The following is a 17,093-nucleotide window of genomic DNA, read 5'->3' as shown; positions in this document are numbered from 1 at the left end:
TAAAGTAGTCTAACAAACCTTCATATATATATGTCAAAGTTACGAATTTTGTACGTTGCCAGCGAAATCAATCCTTTCCTGCAAACCTCCGAAGTAGCCGATTTTGTGCGGAAGCTACCTCAGGAAATGCAGGAGCGCGGGATGGAGATTAGGATACTGGTGCCCCGCTTCGGCCTGATTAATGAGCGCAAGAACAGGTTGCATGAAGTGGTAAGGCTCTCAGGCATCAACATCGCTGTAGGTGATGAAGAAAAGCCGTTAATTATAAAAGTAGCCTCTATCCCCAATGCCAAATTACAGGTGTACTTTATCGATAACGAAGATTATTTCCACCGAAAATTTGTATTCTTTGATAAAGAGAACAACTTTTACAAGGATAATGACGAACGTGCCATCTTCTTCTGCAAAGGCGTAATAGAAACTGTTAAGAAGCTTGGATGGGCTCCCGATATTGTACATTGCAACGATTGGATGACCAGCCTGATTCCAATGTACCTGAAGACTACCTATAAGAACGACCCGCTGTTCAAAAATACCAAAACAGTATTTACCGTTTATAACAATCCGTTTAAGCATAAATTTAACGGCGATCTGCTGGAGAAGGTAAAAATGCTTGATATTGAGGACAGCATGCTCATTCCTCTCCAGTCCGGGGACTTTGAAGGCTTTATCAAGATCGGCATCGCCTACTCCGATGCGGCCATAAAGGCGGAAGAAAAATTCAGTGAAAGCCTGAACAAACTGTTCATGCATGTAACGGATAACCAGAAAATAGAAACGATTGATAAAGACACTGACTACCTTGATTCGTACTACAACCTCTATAATGAACTTGCTGGCTAATAAAAAGGGGCTGGCATTGTTGCCAGCCCTCTTTTTCTTCTTCTCCTGCGAAGAACCAAGTGAACTCGGCCTTGAGCTGAACCCTAAGGGAGATGCCATCTCCACCCACTATGTAGAAATACCACTGGAAACTGCCCAGGTACATATTGATAGTATATTCAGCAGTTCTAATATTATAAGAAACAATGCGGGTGTCATTACCAGCATTACTCCTGTATACATCGGGCGAAATAAAAGTGAAGACTTCGGTGTTCTTACTGCCACCGCTTATTCCAATATCGGTACCCTCGATTCCATACCCCCGGTAGCAGCAAGCGCTAGTCTGGATTCTGCTTTCCTGCGGCTTCGCTTTGGCAGTAGCTTTTTTGGCGATGAACTGAGTGCTGCTCAAACTTTAACCATTTACCAGCTACAGGATGCCATTGAACCAACGTCTGCAGTGGATGGGAACCTGGCATACAGGTACTATACTAATGATAGCGAAGTACTGGGGGAGCAAATCGGTCAGCTTACCTTCGACACTTCTGCCGTGGTAAACAATACTTTAAGCATTCCACTAAGCGATCTCTTTGCCTCAGGAATTCTGGACCAACTGAAGGCTGACACAACAACCTTCTCTACCCAGGCCGCTTTTAATGAATTTATTCGTGGTTTGGCCATCGTACCCGGAGAGGAGAATACTTTCATTAATAGCTACAGCCCAGCCCTTTCAAAAATAGATTTGTATTATGGAGGTGACAGCGCGCGGGTAAGCTTTCCGCTTATTCCAAAAGAAATGGAGGAGGAAACCCTGCTTCAGTTGCCGGCTTATTATCATTTAGAAGCTGATTACAGCGGAACAGGTCTTGAGAATGTTCCCATGTACGGATATAATGAAGAGTTCCAGACCACTGATGGCCAGCTTTACTTCCGCTCCTCTGCCGGGCTGGTACCAAAAATCAGCTATGCAGCTTTTAGAGATTTAATTACTGCAGACTCGCTTGAAGGGTATCGTATTATCATCAATCAGGCAATACTGGCAATCGATAGTATTGAGGCAAATGGCCCTTTCCAGCCCTTGCCATCGGCCCTTTCGATGAACTTTGTAGATGGAAACAATAGCCCTATCCCTGTGGTTACAAGAGCAGACCTTCCTGTTTCACTTGAAATGAGAACGTTCATTGCAGGACAGGATACCTTGTTCAGATACCAGGGCGATCTTGCCCTGGCGCTGGAAGAATATGCATTAAATGCCAATGACCATTACCTGCAGGGTATCGTTTATCCGGCGGGCCCCAGCTCTCTTGCAAGCTTTGTAACAGAACCTGCCGATATAACATTAAAGGTCTACTATACCATTATTAAAGAAGATTAATCAATAAAATTTACTATTACTATACTGTATGTGCGGAATTGTAGGATATATTGGGCATAGGGATGCCTATCCCGTTGTAGTGAAGGGCTTAAAACGACTGGAGTACAGAGGGTATGACAGTGCTGGTGTAGCAGTTATCAATGAGGATAAACTAAAAACATATAAAAAGCAGGGTAAAGTTGCCGATCTTGAAGAATATGTACAGGGAAAGCAACTAGAAAGCAATATCGGCATGGGCCATACCCGCTGGGCTACCCACGGGCCGCCAAGTGATGAAAATGCTCACCCACACGCTTCCTCCAACCACAAATTAGCCATTATCCATAACGGCATCATCGAAAACTACGATGCTATTAAAAAGGAGCTAACAAAAAAAGGGCACACCTTTACTAGCCAGACAGATACGGAGGTACTTATCCATTTTATCGAGGATATTAAACTCCATGAAAACTGCAGCCTCGAAGAGGCCGTTCGCCTGGCATTAACGCAGGTGGTAGGTGCCTATGCCATTGTGGTAATGAATGAAGATGAGCCTAACACCCTGGTGGCAGCCCGTAAAGGAAGCCCGCTGGTGATTGGCGTCGGTAAAGGCGAGTTTTTTCTGGCCTCCGATGCGACTCCCATTGTAGAGTATACCAATGAGGTAGTATACCTGAACGATTTTGAAATTGCTGTTATTAAAGATGATAAGCTAAGCATCCGTAATACGCAGGATGTTCCCACAAATCCTTACATCCAGACGCTTGACATGGAGCTGGAAGCAATCGAAAAAGGTGGTTTTGAGCACTTTATGCTAAAGGAAATCTGTGAACAGCCCCGCTCTATTGCTGATTGTATGCGCGGTCGCCTCAATGCAGCAGATGGTTACCTTCGCCTGGGCGGCATTCGCGAATATGCCAAAAAGCTTGAGAATGCAGATCGTATAATTATCATTGCCTGCGGCACCTCCTGGCATGCCGGCCTTGTGGCCGAGTATATGTTTGAGGAATTCTGCCGTATTCCTGTAGAGGTAGAATATGCCTCCGAGTTTCGCTATAGGAACCCCGTTATCAATGAAGGAGATGTGGTAATTGCCATCTCACAATCAGGCGAAACGGCCGATACACTGGCTGCCATTGAACTGGCAAAAAGCAAGGGCGCCATCATTTTTGGTGTTTGTAATGTGGTTGGTTCGTCTATCAGCCGCGCCTCGCATGAAGGAGCCTATACACATGCCGGCCCGGAGATTGGTGTGGCCAGTACAAAGGCATTTACTGCTCAGCTGACGGTCTTATCAATGATGGCTCTGCGGACAGCTCATAACAGAGGAACTATCTCTTTGAGCAAGTATAAAGAACTGCTGGTGGAGCTGGAGAACATTCCTTCAAAGGTAGAAAAGGCCTTGCAGCTAAATGATGAAATAAAAGTTATTTCAGAGATATTCAAAGACGCGCGAAACTTCCTGTACCTGGGAAGAGGCTTTAATTTCCCTGTAGCACTGGAAGGAGCATTAAAACTGAAGGAGATTTCATACATCCATGCGGAAGGATACCCGGCGGCAGAGATGAAGCACGGCCCTATTGCCCTCATTGACGAAGAAATGCCGGTGGTGGTAATTGCTACACGAGATAAATCATACGAGAAAATTGTTTCGAACATACAGGAAGTAAGAGCCCGTAAAGGAAGGGTTATTGCGGTAGTGACTGAAGGTGACGATGTAATTCCCGAAATGGCAGAATTTGTGATAGAAGTGCCAGCCGTAAACGAAGTGCTGATGCCACTGGTGTCAGTAGTTCCATTACAGCTTCTCTCCTACCACATAGCTGTTATGCGTGGCTGTAATGTCGACCAGCCCCGTAACCTCGCAAAATCGGTTACGGTAGAATAAGGAAAGGATAGGTTTCCGGAGCTTTGTTGCTTGTGGTAACGGTTCGGACAAGCTATTTTAGCAGCAGACAAGAAGCAAAATAAAATTCTGTTAGAGCCGCTGGAAGCAATTCTGGCGGCTTTTCTTCTAAAGAACGGTAATGAGCTAGCGACCATTTTCCATCACCTAAAATAATCAGGCAAAGTACCATTCCTATTACAAGGAGATGATATTCAAATCCCTCTCCTCTTCGCGGCTCTGCATACCAGTTCATAAAGAAGCTTCATGATGCATGGACAACTGTAATGGATCCAACTATGGCTGCTGCATATTGGTAAACAAACCAAAATAAGGAGGATTGGAGCTATAAATTCACCCACAATCACAAGGGGAGTTAGTGTATTTTTGGAAAGCCGAACCACTTTGTCCAAGCCTCAAGGGTTTAGCTATAGCCATGCCCAAACCATCCCAGCATTTTCTGAGCCCCATGGACAAAGATTGATGAGACCTAAAGTTGTCTGGAGCATCAGGGAAGCTGTCGAGATTGATAAGGTAGATGTAAATAAGGTAGTAGGTTCCATACTTAGTGCTAAAATCAATCAATTTGTATGTTTAATCACCGCTTATAATTTTTTACCTATGGATAGAAGTAGTTTTGCAAATGCTACATTATGTAATACTTGTATAAAATAACCCACCCCTAGCTAAGTGCAATTCTTTTGCTTAAAATTTAAACCATGAAAAAGAGCGTTTATTCGCTCAAAAAATTATGTTAGTAATAACGTAAATAAATGGCAATTTAATAATTTATATCGTTAAAAAGGTATTTTTAACTCCACTTCAAAACCGGCTGCCAGCACTAATACATTTAATCCTATTAGCAGAACTGGGATTGAGGAAACTGAAAAATCAGTATGGAGTTTACTTTAAAAAGAACCGATACTACCTCTTGAGTAAACTTGATAAAAAATCGATTAAGGTTTTTATGAGCCTAGGCAAAAAAAGCATTCTGCTTGTTTATTAATAGTAGCCGGTCCAGAATAGGAAAAACCTCTGGACTAAAACGTCTGTATAGGCGATAAGGTTTAAAAGCTTTTTATAACTTACTCTTTGGCGAGTGAAATTATTACCAATAAGTAAGAACCAATAACCTCTCTAGAAAAATTTCACAAAATAAACAGTTATCATAAATAATTAAAAATGCAATCTCATCTTAACTGGCTAAAAGCATAATATTTTCTTTTAATGGGAATATTAATATTCATTTGTTAATTTTGTGAAACATCTTACATTTAATAGATACAAACAGGGTAAAATGAGAACCCCCTGACTACATAACCCAATATAAAAAATTAAAAATTCTAAAATATGTAGCATCCAATTGTTATACCAAAACTGTTTAGTGGCTCAGCCTTTACTTCCCTGCTTTGAAAACAATAGCCTAACGCCAGATGCCGTCTACGTACAAGCTCTGAAGAAGAAAGAAGTGGGATTGGCAATGGATAAAATCAAATTATCAATAAAAATAAGTTCTCCCACATAAAAAGAAATGGACATAATAAACGCAACAATCAAAGATTATAAGGAGCTGCATCATGTACGAATGTCAGTGCAGGAGAACAAACTTTCTGATCCTACGAAAGTCTCCTTTGAGGATTATTCCCTCATGTTGAATGAGAGGGGCGTTGGGTGGCTCTGCGAAATAGAAGGACAAGTAGTAGGCTTTGCAATCGCCGATGCAGTCAGCAGCAGTATTTGGGCTTTGTTTGTACTACCTGATTTTGAAGGCAAAGGAATTGGTTTACGCCTGCACAATACCATGGTCAACTGGTGCTTCGAACATGCATCATTAGAACAGTTGTGGCTTTCAACTGACCCTAACACTCGGGCTGAGTCTTTCTATTTAAAAGCAGGTTGGAAAATAACTGAAATGAACGAAGATGGAGAGATTCGCTTTGAATTATCAAAAAAAGTATGGGAACAACGGAAAGCGACTGCCTCTTAGCACAAACAAAAAAGGCTGAAATAGCCATTCTCTAACACACAGGACCAAAAGAAGTACCTTTTGAGCTCCACTAAATAAAGACAACCACCTGAAACCGTCTTTTCAGCACGATTTTCAGCATAGATTAGCTGCTCTTAAAGAAGTTTGTTTTCTTCTTGAAGTATATCCATGTGTCACTGACTCCTCCATTTCTTAAGAGGTTTCTGACAAGAATCCCAACAAGTAACCACCTCCAGAATGACCATTCAGCTATCGCTGATTACACCCCCTATTTGCAAAGCGGAGTATAACCTCTACCTCAATAATTACTCCTTTTGGAAGATTCTCAGCCCAAATTTTATTTTTATACTTCAAAAGCTAAATCTTTATTGGCTTAAAAATAAAGACCCACTTGCTCCAGTGTACCAAGTTTAAACCTTTTACGAACTGAGTTTGCTTCTTTTTGATTTAACCCTGCCTTTGAGAAAGGATCCCCCGCCTCTCTGGCAGGGGCTTACCTTTGGATATTGGTTAGTGGCTTCGTCCACTTCACTCTTTTTCAAGAGGGCCGGGATCAGTAGGTACAGGTGGTGCCGGAGGCGCAGGGGGAATTTCTGCCTCTGTAGCAGCATTAGGTTCAGAAGGAATAGCCGGAGCAGAAGGAATCTCGCTTACTTGCCTCAATTCTTCCATTGCCCTATCTTCACAACTGACGGTAAGAAAAGTAAAGAAACCTGAGAAAAGAATTGCTTTCAATTTCCGACTTCCTGTGTTTGTTTTAACTGTTTTCATTTTTTCATCTTTTAGTTAAAGAATTATTAAAATATACCAGAAGCCAAGTTCTGCTTTTTCAAGTCTTTGGCAGCCATTCCTAAAATTCTCTCTCTTAAAATTCAGCCCTGTCTTAGAGACAAATTTCCAATAGAGAAGATTTACAGTAGGAAGCAGAAGAATAAAACCACGATGGAATCCTGATCCTGCCTTCTTAATTGCTGCGTTTTTTCTTGAAAACAGCTTCACTTGTCTAATAGCACAAAATAAATATACTACTAATATATTAGTATTACTACTAACGCATTAGTTTTTATTAGGTTCGGACACACAGAAAAGAATTGCTAACATCAAGAGAAGATTACCTTTTGCATTTTCACTCTACTTCTTTGGCCTTGGAAAAATGATAGACTCCAAAACATAGATAAAGCTAGGGACCAAAGTTAAAATGATAAGAAAAAGCTAAGAAGGGTTTAGTTCTTTTGCCAAGGGTAAGCACCCATAAATTGTATTGAACTTTTTTTGAACAAGGCTTTGAAAAAGCTCACGAAGCTTTTTTGTTAAGCCCCCACTAACTCGAGTTGTTAAAGGCAAAAGAAAGCAAAGAAAAAAAATACAATCACAACAGCAAAGATACTGTAATGAAAAAACAACAGCTTGAAATGCTGCAGAAGGTGTCTTTTTTTATTCCAAATTAAGGATATTGAGTTTATTTTAGAAGATGATACGTTCTTAACGTTTTGCCACTAAAGCACTTAAAGTAACGAATCGAATTGGCTTACAGATAGGCTAAACACAAGGATTCTTTTACCAAAAGTAGCCAAAAGCCGACTTCCGCTAAGCCAACAACTTCGAAATAAAGAATCTATAACCATCTGGAAAGAGACTGCACACGGAACTGTGTCAAAGTTAGAAAAATAATTAATTTAGCTTTAACACAGAATGTATGTCCGAGAAGAAATTTGATTACGAACGCTTCCAGCAGGAGGCTATCAGGGGCTTGTATGAAGGCAAGTCCTTAACAGGTGAAAATGGTATTTTCGCTCCACTTTTAAAGCATTTTCTGGAATCGGCTTTGGAAGGAGAACTCTCCGCTCACCTACAGGAAGAGAAATCCAGGGATACTCCTTTAAAGAACCGCAGGAATGGTAAAGCCACTAAACAGGTAAAGAGTCTTTCAGGCGAGTTTGATTTACAGACTCCCAGAGATAGAGAAGGTACTTTTGAGCCTCAGGTAGTAGGTAAGCGACAGGTTATCATCACAGAAGGGCTGGAAGAGAAAGTGATTGCCCTTTACGGCATGGGCAACAGCCTCAGAGATATCTCTTCTCATATTCAGGAGATTTACGGTATGGAGCTCTCCGCTACTCAGCTCTCAGAGATTACAGATAAGGTAATACCAGCTATGAACCAGTGGCGGGTAAGACCACTGGAGAGCCTGTATTGCTTTGTCTATCTGGACTGTATACATTATAAGGTAAAAGATCAGGGAAGAGTAGTAAGCCGTGCTGTCTATAATGTGTTAGGTATCTCACAAGAGGGAAGAAAGGAGCTGATAGGCATGTACATATCAGAGAGCGAAGGGGCTAAATTCTGGCTTTCAGTACTTACTGATTTGAAAAGCAGAGGTGTGGAGGATATTCTGATTGCCTGTGTAGATGGATTAAAAGGGTTTCCTGAAGCTATAGAGGCTGTTTTTCCTCATGCTCAGATACAGACCTGCGTTATCCATCAAATTCGCAACACCATGCGCTATGTGGTGGAAAAAGACAAGAAGGAATTCATGGCTGATTTAAAACCAGTTTATCAGGCTGTCAATAAAGATGAAGGCTATCTGAATCTGTTAGCTCTGGAAGGAAAATGGAACAGAAAATACCCTGTAGCTGTTCAGTCATGGCTGAATAACTGGGAGTACCTCTCCACCTTCTTTGCCTATGACCATGAAATCAGAAGGGTCATTTATACGACCAATACGATTGAAGGATTCCACCGCCAGGTGAGAAAAGTGACGAAAACGAAAGGTGCCTTTACTTCAGATACAGCCTTACAGAAGCTTATTTACCTGGTGGTGATGAATGTCTCCAAAAAATGGACGATGCCATTACGTAATTGGCCATTGACCGCGGCGGCGGACCGTTTTCTCCCAGCTTTATATCATGTTTGAGGAAAGAATCAAGCAGCATGGAAAGGTTTGACTTTTTTCTGTGAAGGCACAAGGCCGTTCACAGAAAAAAGCCAGCTGACACAGTTCCATTTACACTCCCTCTGGAAAAAGATTTTACATGAAATGACCTTCTTATTGCCTCATTTCATTACCAACACAAAAGTGCTTTATTAAATACTATTTATTTTTTGTTGGCAGTGAAACCCCTGTCGCTTTAAGGTTAATAATAGTACTGTATGAAATATCTTTATACCCTGCATCCTCAAAGCTTTTTATAAATTCGGGAGTCACTCCCACAGACTTAAAATCAACAATGGTTCCATATGGTATATTTTTATAGCCAGCCTCTTCAAAACTCTTCACATATTCCGGAGTCACTCCAAGTGACTTGAAGTTGATCAGATGCCCTGGAGAGATATTCTTATAGCCCATGCCTTCAAAGCTCCTGATGTACTCTTCCGTCACGCCTGATGCCTTGAAATTAATCATAACACTTAACGGATCTTCATCCTCCTCCTTCGGCTCAGGCACATCTAAAAGAGCCTGTTCCTTGATTTCTTGCTTACCCACACTCTGTGCTGCCAAAGAAGTAAGATCTTCCTTTCTTAACCCAGGATAGCCATGTTCCTTGAGCATCAGCACATAAGAGGTAGTGATATCCAGTAAGAAGAATGTCATGGATTCTTTTCCGCCCTCCACATCAATTCCTTCTTTGTACATAGCCTCATTAAAATCAGGATTACCTATGAATTTATATCGGCCCATGCCTTCATCTCCTTCTAGCCTCCCACTGAAATATAAGGTTCCTGCCTCCCGAGCCAGGGAGATAGTTCCAGTATCATTCTTTAGGAGCCCCTTCAACTCACTAATTAAAAAAGCACTGCCTCGTTCCCCATAGTGGTCGAAAAACTGCATCATAATATGATTTCCTTCCAACTTGGCAATCCACGAACCTTCAGCCTCTAATGATAGATTCTCTCCCTCCTTTTGGCTATCGTCAGCAGAGTTTCGCCCAGACACTAGAGGTTCGTTAAACGAGCAGATAAACAAAGCCAGGAGGGGGAATAGGAAGAGATATTTCCAGGTAACATTCAGGTTAGACTTCTTAGCATTCATCATTACTAACCTTTTTTTAAGGAGGGACTGGTTATAATTGGTTGTAAAGCTAAGGGGAAAATGTGGTGCAGACACTTTTAGAAGACTCACCTGGTAACTGGTCTTCTCAACATCTCCCTGCTGGAGCACCTTATCATCTGTTAAGAACTCCAGATTATTTTCCAGTTCCTTTCTGTAAAGCCAAGCAAAAGGGTTAAACCATTGAAAAACAAGCATTAATTCCGCTATTACCAGATCAAGACTGTGCTTTTGCTGAACGTGTACTTTTTCATGCTCAAGAATTTGGTTATAAACCTCCCATTCATACTTCTCTGGATTGATGAAAATGGTATTACCAAACGAGCATGGTGCCTTATCGCCAGAAAGCTCTACAATTCGAAACTGTCCATCTCTGATAATGGGGCTAGTATAAGAACGATACAGTAGGATAGTGAATTGCAGTATAAAGTTTATACCAAAAGCGGCCACTCCAATCCAATAAAGCCAAACAACAAGTGTAAAAGTATTTTGAATACTTATTACCTCCTTTGGCGCAGACTCTGTTTTGGAGGGAGGCAGACTCTCCTCTAGTGCCATTTCAGGAACAACACGGGGGTGGTTTTGCATCCCGAGACCAGGCTTCTCTATAAAAGAGGATACTTCCTGTGCTCTAAACGCCCACTGTTCAGGAACTGGAACAAATGGAAGACCAAAAGATAAAATAAGGCAACCTAGTAGAACAAAGCGGTTCAATTGGAAGAAGGTTTCTTTTTGAATCAACACTTTATAAAAGGCAAAGCAGCCGGTGAGAATAAGGGCCACGTGCAGAACATAGGGTATCATTTCTTTTTAGGTTTAATGATTTCTATGATTTCTTTTAAATCCTCCTCGCTTAAATTTTCCTCTTTGGCAAAAAAGGCCAGCATTTTTGGATAGGAGTTACCAAAGTATTGGCTTACAATATCCTTCATCGTATGCTTCTGGTAATCTTCCCGGGCAACAACAGGGTAATAACATTTCATGTTGCCGATCATTTCAAGCGCTAAAAAGCCTTTTTCTTCCAAAATTTTCACCATCGTGGCTACGCTATTATAGTGAGGCTTAGGATCGGGAAGCAGCGGGATAATATCCCGTATAAAGGCCTTCTTCAGCTCCCAGAAAGCCTGCATAATCTGTTCTTCTCTTGTAGCTAGTTTCATTCGTCTAAAAGTTTACTTTAAATATACTACTAATGAGTTAGTGCTTTTATTTAACAGCTGGAAAATCCGAATTGACAGTTACTTTTTCTAATTTGTCCGGTTCAGCTCTTCCAGATTTGTATTCCGACGCTTCTCCACTGCCTCTCCCTTGCTGAAATTGTAGCGAAGCGAAACATTGATACTGCGAACGCGGAAGTACTGGTCAAATTCATTGACGTTGCCATTGATGTCAGTAGTCCAGTAATAACGGTAACCTTTGAACAAATCATTGCCACTCAAACTAAGTTCGATCTTTTTCTCTAAAAAGCTCCTTCTGAAGCCAATGTCCACCCGGTGCATGGGCGCAATATGGTATAAACCGGAAGCTGCCGGGCCTCGGAGCAACAAATTCAACTCCATGCGCACCTCCAGGGGTAGCTGAAGGGTGTGGTTCGATTGTAGCATTGAGAATATCTGTTCATTTACCAATGGTCCATTATTTGAAATCGTACTGAATCTGCTGTAGGAAAGCACCAGGGTGTTTTGGCTATCCCACCATTCTGCAATCAGCAGCGGTGCTCTCCCGGTGATGCCAATATAATTTTCATTATCCAGATTCCCCGTTGTATAAATGGTGGTGGCGTTCTCTACATCCAGTATCGGTATCTCTCCCATTACATCGATGTTATACTCATAATTTAATGTGAGATTATACACCTCCTTGTAGGTTTGGGTTATCCTGAATGAATTGGTGTACTGCGGGCGCAGATACGGATTTCCCTGGTACCAGGTATAAGGGTCCCTGTAAGCTCTGAATGGGTTCAGGGCTCCATAGTTGGGACGAATGAGTCTGCGGCTATAGCTGTAGTTTATCCCATAGTTTTCATTTATCTTTTGCTGCACAAAAACGCTGGGGAAAAGGTCAAAATAGCGGCGATTCGTAACTTCTCCCGTAGTCAGAGAATTTCCCTCTGAATCTGTTTGCTCAGCCCGAAGCCCTGCCTGCAGTGTAAGATTTTCTCCGAGCTTGCTATTCCAGTTGACATAGGCGGCATAAATACTTTCCGTATAAATAAAGTGGTTAGTACGACTAAGATCCAGCACGGGCTGCTCATCATTATTAAAATAGAAGCGGGAGTCATTATCGGAGACCACCCTGCTGGCTTTAGCACCCAGCTCGAGTTTACGTTCTTTTGTAAAAGGAAGGGCAAAATCTAATTTTGCCGAATAAATATCAAAACCGCCTGGGAAATTCGTGTACAGGAAATCCTTTGTTTCCAAACCAGTGGAAAGATCAGTGAAATAGTTGTAGAAGTTAGCCTCTCCACCATTGATGATCTTTACATAGTCCAGGTCGGTTGAAATCACTGTACCAACAGTGTCTAATTTTGCGACATAATGAAGATTTGTAGTATAATTTGTGTAAGTATTCCTGTTATAATTTTCAGCATCAATATGTACCAAAGGACTGGATGGGGCACTGCCTATGTAGGTGTCTGTAAGGAATTCTGACTCAAACTTATTCGTGGTATAATTGGCCATAAAACCAATGCTGTGGCGGGGATTCAGTTCAAAGTCTGTTCCAAGGCGCACAGAAGGAGGTCCGGTGCTGATATAGTTTCCAGTGGCTACCTGGTCAAAATAAGTCGTTTGGTCAGTGCCATAAAATATTCTGGTAAAAGTAGCCTCCCGTCCCCCAACTCTGCGCGCAGCATCCAAGCTCAGGAAAGAATTCCACCGGCCCTTTTTGAAGTGAATATTCCCGCCTGTGGAATAGCCATGCTGCTTAAAATTATAGTTATAGCCGGTATAGACGCTCCCGCTCATTCCCTGCGAAATATCCTTTTTCAGGTTGATGTTCAAAATACCGGAAGTGCCCTCCGCATCATATTTGGCGGAAGGATTGGTAATGACCTCAATACTTTTTATATTTTCGGCGGACATACCCTCCAGCATATTACGCAGGTCCCGTGCAGAAAGATAGGTAAGCTTTTCATTGATCATTACTGCCACTCCACTCTTACCATTAAGCTGGATATTACCATCCTGATCGATAAAAACACCTGGAACCTTGGAAAGGACTGCATAAGCTGTGTTACCTGCCGCCAGTGCCGTTCCTTCTATATTCACCACCATACGATCGGCCTCCTGAGTAATGGTGGGTCTCATTGATTCAACACTCACCTCCTGTAACTGAACCACATCTTCTATCAAAATGATATCACCAAAATTTTTATTAAAATTAACACCAGTTATCTCAAAGACAGGTGTTTCAAGAGCGGCAAACCCAAGTGCATTCACTCGAAGAAAGTAAGAACCGGTTGTTGGAGTTTTGATATTAAATTGACCATGTTCATCAGCTACTGTTCCTGTAACAATGGCAGTATCTGAAGTCTGTACGACTGCTATGGTAGCAAAACCAATGGGAGCACCGTTTTCATCCTTTACATTTCCGATAAGAAACCCTGTATCCTGAGAAAGGACAGTCTGGGTAACAAACAGGAGAAAAAAAAAGAATGAAATGCAGATAAGCTTTTTCATGTTGATGAAATTTAAGTTTTGGTAAAGAGCTTGATATTTAAAATCAGGAATTCTTTCTCTTACATTACTTTTGTGGCAATTTTAATCCTACACAATAGATCAGAAATAAGAAGGAATCTTGCAGAAACTTCGTACAGGCTTAAGAAAACCTGTACAATTTGTGCTTTACAATGGGTAAACTCCCAAGAAAAGGCTTCTGCTACAAACATAATACTAATTAATTAGTATCACTACTAACTAATTAGTATTTTTTTCTTGAGATACTAATTCTGCTGATAAAAAAGGATTCCTAAAGAAGAAAACTACTCCCTCCAGCCCAGTTCCTTCTCCTAAGGCTATGAGTTATGAGATTCAAAAAATTGGTGAGAAATTTAATGTGGACTTCCTGGTAAAATAAATGGACCGTTTAACAGCAGAAGAAATTAGGAGAAAGGTTGATTAACAGCATAAAATTTCTGTCATGAAAGAGGACAAACGGCCGTTCGTTCAGGTTGTACGAAAGCTAAAATACTGGTATTCCACAACAGCATGATATTTACAGAGACTTCTCACCTGCAGAAAGACCTCTCTTACCTGCTTTCCTTGAGTATCTTACAGTTTATTACAGCCACTAATTACTTGACGCAGGCGCTTCGCGTCTCTTTGTCTTATTCCTGCCTCTAAGCTTAAATGGTCCGGCTAAAACTAGGCACCATGGGTAAAAATGGTAAAGCTTAAGTCCGCTCTAAGCAGCAGAGAATGAGAACGCAGATTTAAAGGCGATCAATGGCTTTCCTCATGTTATCAGGATGTTTTGGAAAATGTCAGAATTTGAATCTTTTGTTTGTATGTATCCTTTAGAATTTCTTATCGCAAGAAGTTTTACTATCAGGGTAACCATCCCTAATGAGCATGTCCTTCAGAGAGCCCCTACACAATAATAAAAATTCATCTACTCCCAGCCTTTAACCCTTTCCCATTTTAGATTCCTGATCCGCCCCTAATAAATGGAACAAAAAATAAAAATTATTTATGAAGAATGGATGTAAGACCCTCTCTATAGGCTTCGCTCACAGGCAACTTTTGACTCCCAATTGTTAGCTGGTGCCTCTCAACCTTCTCTATTCTACTAACTGCCACAATATAGGATCGATGAACCCTTACAAATTTAGCAGCTGGCAAAAGGTTAATTGCTTCATTAAAAGAACTACGCGACATTATCTTTTTATCCTTTAAAACAAAGGTCACATAGTTACCTGCAGCTTCCACATATAAAATATCATCATATAAAACTTTCAATTGTTCATACCCTGTTTTTAAGAAAATATAATCAGGTAGGTCAGTAGCATTCCTCAATTTATGAAGTTCAAAAGCCTTATTGCAGGCTCTGATGAAACGAGACAAGGAGAAGGGTTTAAGCAGATAGTCTACCGCATCCATTTCAAAGCTCGTTACCGCATGCTCCGAGAATGCTGTAGTAAAGATTAATAGCGGCTTTTTAGACAGGCTATTGAAAAAGCCAATACCGGTTATATCAGGCATCTTTATGTCCAGAAACAGTAAGTCGACATTCTCTTCCTGCAAGTAATCCAATGCCTTAAAGGCTTCTGTGAATGTCGCTTTTAGTTCAAGAAAAGGAACCTTGGCAGCATGCTGCTTTACAACTTCCAAAGCTACAGGCTCATCATCTATGGCAATTGCTTTCATGTAAAGTAGATGGGGTTAAACTAAGATAAGTATATCATTAAATGAATGGAAAATTCTTTCTCTGTTTCACAGATAGCAAGCTCATGCTTATCGGGATATAAAAGTTGTAAACGCAGTTTTACATTGCCCAGGCCAGTGCCACTTTTATTCTTCTCAGAGTCACTTTCTTGTTTTGCATGTTTACTGTTATGTACCTCAAAATAAAGAATATTATCTTTTAGCTCTAAGACAATGTTTATGTAGGAAGGTTTCCTGAAACTGACCCCATGCTTAAAAGCATTTTCAATAAAAGGGATCAACAGCATCGGGGCTATCTCAACACTGTTCGCTTGCTGCTCGATCTCCGCCTGTATTTGTATATTAGCATTAAGATCGGTGCGTAGCGTCTGAAGACTGATGAAGTTGTTCAAATTTTCAACATCACGAGCCAGTGAAATTTTCTCCTGCATATTCTCCTGGAGCATAAATCGCATCATATCGCCTAATTTTTCTATTCCTTCACTAGTACGCACGGCTCTCTCCACCAAGGCATTTCCGTAAATAGTGTTCAGTGCATTAAAAAGAAAGTGTGGATTAATCTGAGATCGAAGGAAATCGAGGCTGGCATTTGAATGCCTTAATTTCTTCTTCAAAATATAAATTTCTTCATTTCCCCTCATTTTTCGCTTGAAAAGTAGCCAGCTCAGTGGCGCAGTTATGAACAACTGAAAAATAGTATTGAAAAGACTGATACTGAAGGCCACATCATCAAGAATAACCAATGGCATTAATAAAAAGGTTGTTGGAAGGAAAGCAACTACTAAAGTAAATATGACTTTTCCTAGATAAACAAGAATACTTCTTTTTTTGATTAAAGAATTTGGAATAAGTAAATAGAAGGAGTACCAGTAAAGGAAAATCCCGGATAAACCTACTACTCCCCAGACAGCAGCTATTTGTTTATTATCTTCATTTATTATCAATAGAAGAAACAGCCCCATCATCCACAGAACAAGGGCAGCAAGCCCGTTAAAATCTATAAACCGGTACTTTTTCCGGAGGACTTCCACGCAGGACAGTAGGTAAAGCCCGGAATATTTGATTGCCGAGTAAAACCCTAATAATAAAAGTAACCAGGTAGAATACAGGAAGCTTTCCTGGAAAATCCTGATATAAGCCCCCAGCACGTTTTGGTAGTGAGAAAAAAGATAGCTCTTCAGGTAAATATTCGTTACGCACAAGACCATGGCACACAGTAAAAACAACACAACCACTAAAAATATATTTCTGGGAACCGCTTCCTTTCTTACCAAATTGGGAATGACAACAAAATTCAGCATTAGAAAAGTTAGAAAGAGGATAATTAGGCGAACAAGTTGAGGAAAAAAGTAATTCCTATAAAAACTGAATTGAGCTCCCGCCTCCTCAAAGAAGGTCTTGTTAGTCGGATTTATTGTAGAAGACCCTTGAACTCCATCTCTAATAAAGAAGAAGAGCATAAACACAAAGAAAGTGGTGAGTGCCCAAAATTCAATTTTCTTAAAATCTACAACCTTTCTAATTAAACTTCTCATTTTCACAATTTTCCAGCTAGCAAAAGAAAACTTCTCTCCTAAAATAGCAGAAACTTTCTACCAAACAGATTCAAGCTT

At 40.8% G+C, this 17,093-nt stretch carries 12 protein-coding genes; 5 read left to right on the top strand and 7 right to left on the bottom strand.

Annotation, left to right across the window (positions count from 1 at the left end; translation table 11 throughout):
- Positions 1 to 30 precede the first annotated feature (30 nt).
- Genes F752_RS0118625 through glmS form a run of 3 tightly spaced genes read left to right on the top strand, consistent with a single transcriptional unit; the run spans position 31 to position 4,064 of the window.
- Entirely contained in the window at positions 31 to 843 is an 813-nt protein-coding gene (locus tag F752_RS0118625) for a glycogen/starch synthase (RefSeq protein ID WP_026135838.1), read from the top strand.
- On the top strand, positions 827 to 2,197 hold the full coding sequence (locus F752_RS0118620) for a DUF4270 family protein (protein ID WP_017733265.1): 1,371 nt from the start codon (positions 827 to 829) through the stop codon (positions 2,195 to 2,197). Before F752_RS0118625 ends, F752_RS0118620 begins: the two co-directional genes overlap by 17 nt.
- Before the next feature lie 28 nt (positions 2,198 to 2,225).
- The gene (glmS, locus tag F752_RS0118615; protein WP_017733264.1) at positions 2,226 to 4,064 is read left to right on the top strand and encodes a glutamine--fructose-6-phosphate transaminase (isomerizing); all 1,839 of its coding nucleotides are present in this window, start codon (positions 2,226 to 2,228) and stop codon (positions 4,062 to 4,064) included.
- 52 nt (positions 4,065 to 4,116) lie between these two features.
- Here the strand turns inward: glmS and F752_RS25560 are convergent, their stop codons facing one another.
- Positions 4,117 to 4,317: a hypothetical protein gene (locus F752_RS25560; protein WP_017733263.1), complete on the bottom strand. Its 201-nt coding sequence runs from the start codon at positions 4,315 to 4,317 to the stop codon at positions 4,117 to 4,119.
- Positions 4,318 to 5,592: 1,275 nt separating this feature from the next.
- On the opposite strand from F752_RS25560, the gene F752_RS0118600 reads away from it, so the two are divergent.
- Positions 5,593 to 6,048 carry a GNAT family N-acetyltransferase gene (locus F752_RS0118600; RefSeq protein WP_017733261.1) on the top strand — a complete coding sequence of 152 codons (456 nt, stop codon included), beginning with the start codon at positions 5,593 to 5,595 and terminating at the stop codon, positions 6,046 to 6,048.
- A gap of 528 nt (positions 6,049 to 6,576) precedes the next feature.
- Here the strand turns inward: F752_RS0118600 and F752_RS0118590 are convergent.
- On the bottom strand, positions 6,577 to 6,819 hold the full coding sequence (locus F752_RS0118590; RefSeq protein WP_017733259.1) for a hypothetical protein: 243 nt from the start codon (positions 6,817 to 6,819) through the stop codon (positions 6,577 to 6,579).
- A gap of 925 nt (positions 6,820 to 7,744) precedes the next feature.
- On the opposite strand from F752_RS0118590, the gene F752_RS24580 reads away from it, so the two are divergent.
- Entirely contained in the window at positions 7,745 to 8,962 is a 1,218-nt protein-coding gene (locus tag F752_RS24580; RefSeq protein ID WP_017733257.1) for an IS256 family transposase, read from the top strand.
- Between the two features lie 177 nt (positions 8,963 to 9,139).
- Here F752_RS24580 and F752_RS24575 read toward each other — a convergent pair whose 3' ends face one another.
- From F752_RS24575 to F752_RS0118555, 5 genes are all read right to left on the bottom strand, one after another.
- Entirely contained in the window at positions 9,140 to 10,837 is a 1,698-nt protein-coding gene (locus tag F752_RS24575) for a M56 family metallopeptidase (protein WP_160164140.1), read from the bottom strand.
- A gap of 59 nt (positions 10,838 to 10,896) precedes the next feature.
- Positions 10,897 to 11,256, bottom strand: a complete 360-nt coding sequence (locus tag F752_RS0118570) for a BlaI/MecI/CopY family transcriptional regulator (protein WP_040664876.1) — start codon at positions 11,254 to 11,256, stop codon at positions 10,897 to 10,899.
- Between the two features lie 87 nt (positions 11,257 to 11,343).
- Positions 11,344 to 13,776 (bottom strand): outer membrane beta-barrel family protein, encoded by a 2,433-nt coding sequence (locus F752_RS0118565; protein ID WP_017733254.1) that lies wholly within the window; start codon positions 13,774 to 13,776, stop codon positions 11,344 to 11,346.
- A gap of 1,005 nt (positions 13,777 to 14,781) precedes the next feature.
- Positions 14,782 to 15,462: a LytR/AlgR family response regulator transcription factor gene (locus tag F752_RS0118560; protein ID WP_017733253.1), complete on the bottom strand. Its 681-nt coding sequence runs from the start codon at positions 15,460 to 15,462 to the stop codon at positions 14,782 to 14,784.
- Positions 15,463 to 15,482: 20 nt separating this feature from the next.
- On the bottom strand, positions 15,483 to 17,015 hold the full coding sequence (locus tag F752_RS0118555; protein WP_017733252.1) for a sensor histidine kinase: 1,533 nt from the start codon (positions 17,013 to 17,015) through the stop codon (positions 15,483 to 15,485).
- Positions 17,016 to 17,093: the final 78 nt, after the last annotated feature.

Source organism: Nafulsella turpanensis ZLM-10 (assembly GCF_000346615.1).
Taxonomy (GTDB): domain Bacteria; phylum Bacteroidota; class Bacteroidia; order Cytophagales; family Cyclobacteriaceae; genus Nafulsella; species Nafulsella turpanensis.
Note: the sequence above shows the minus strand (reverse complement) of the source record. Positions and strands in the feature narration are given on the sequence as shown.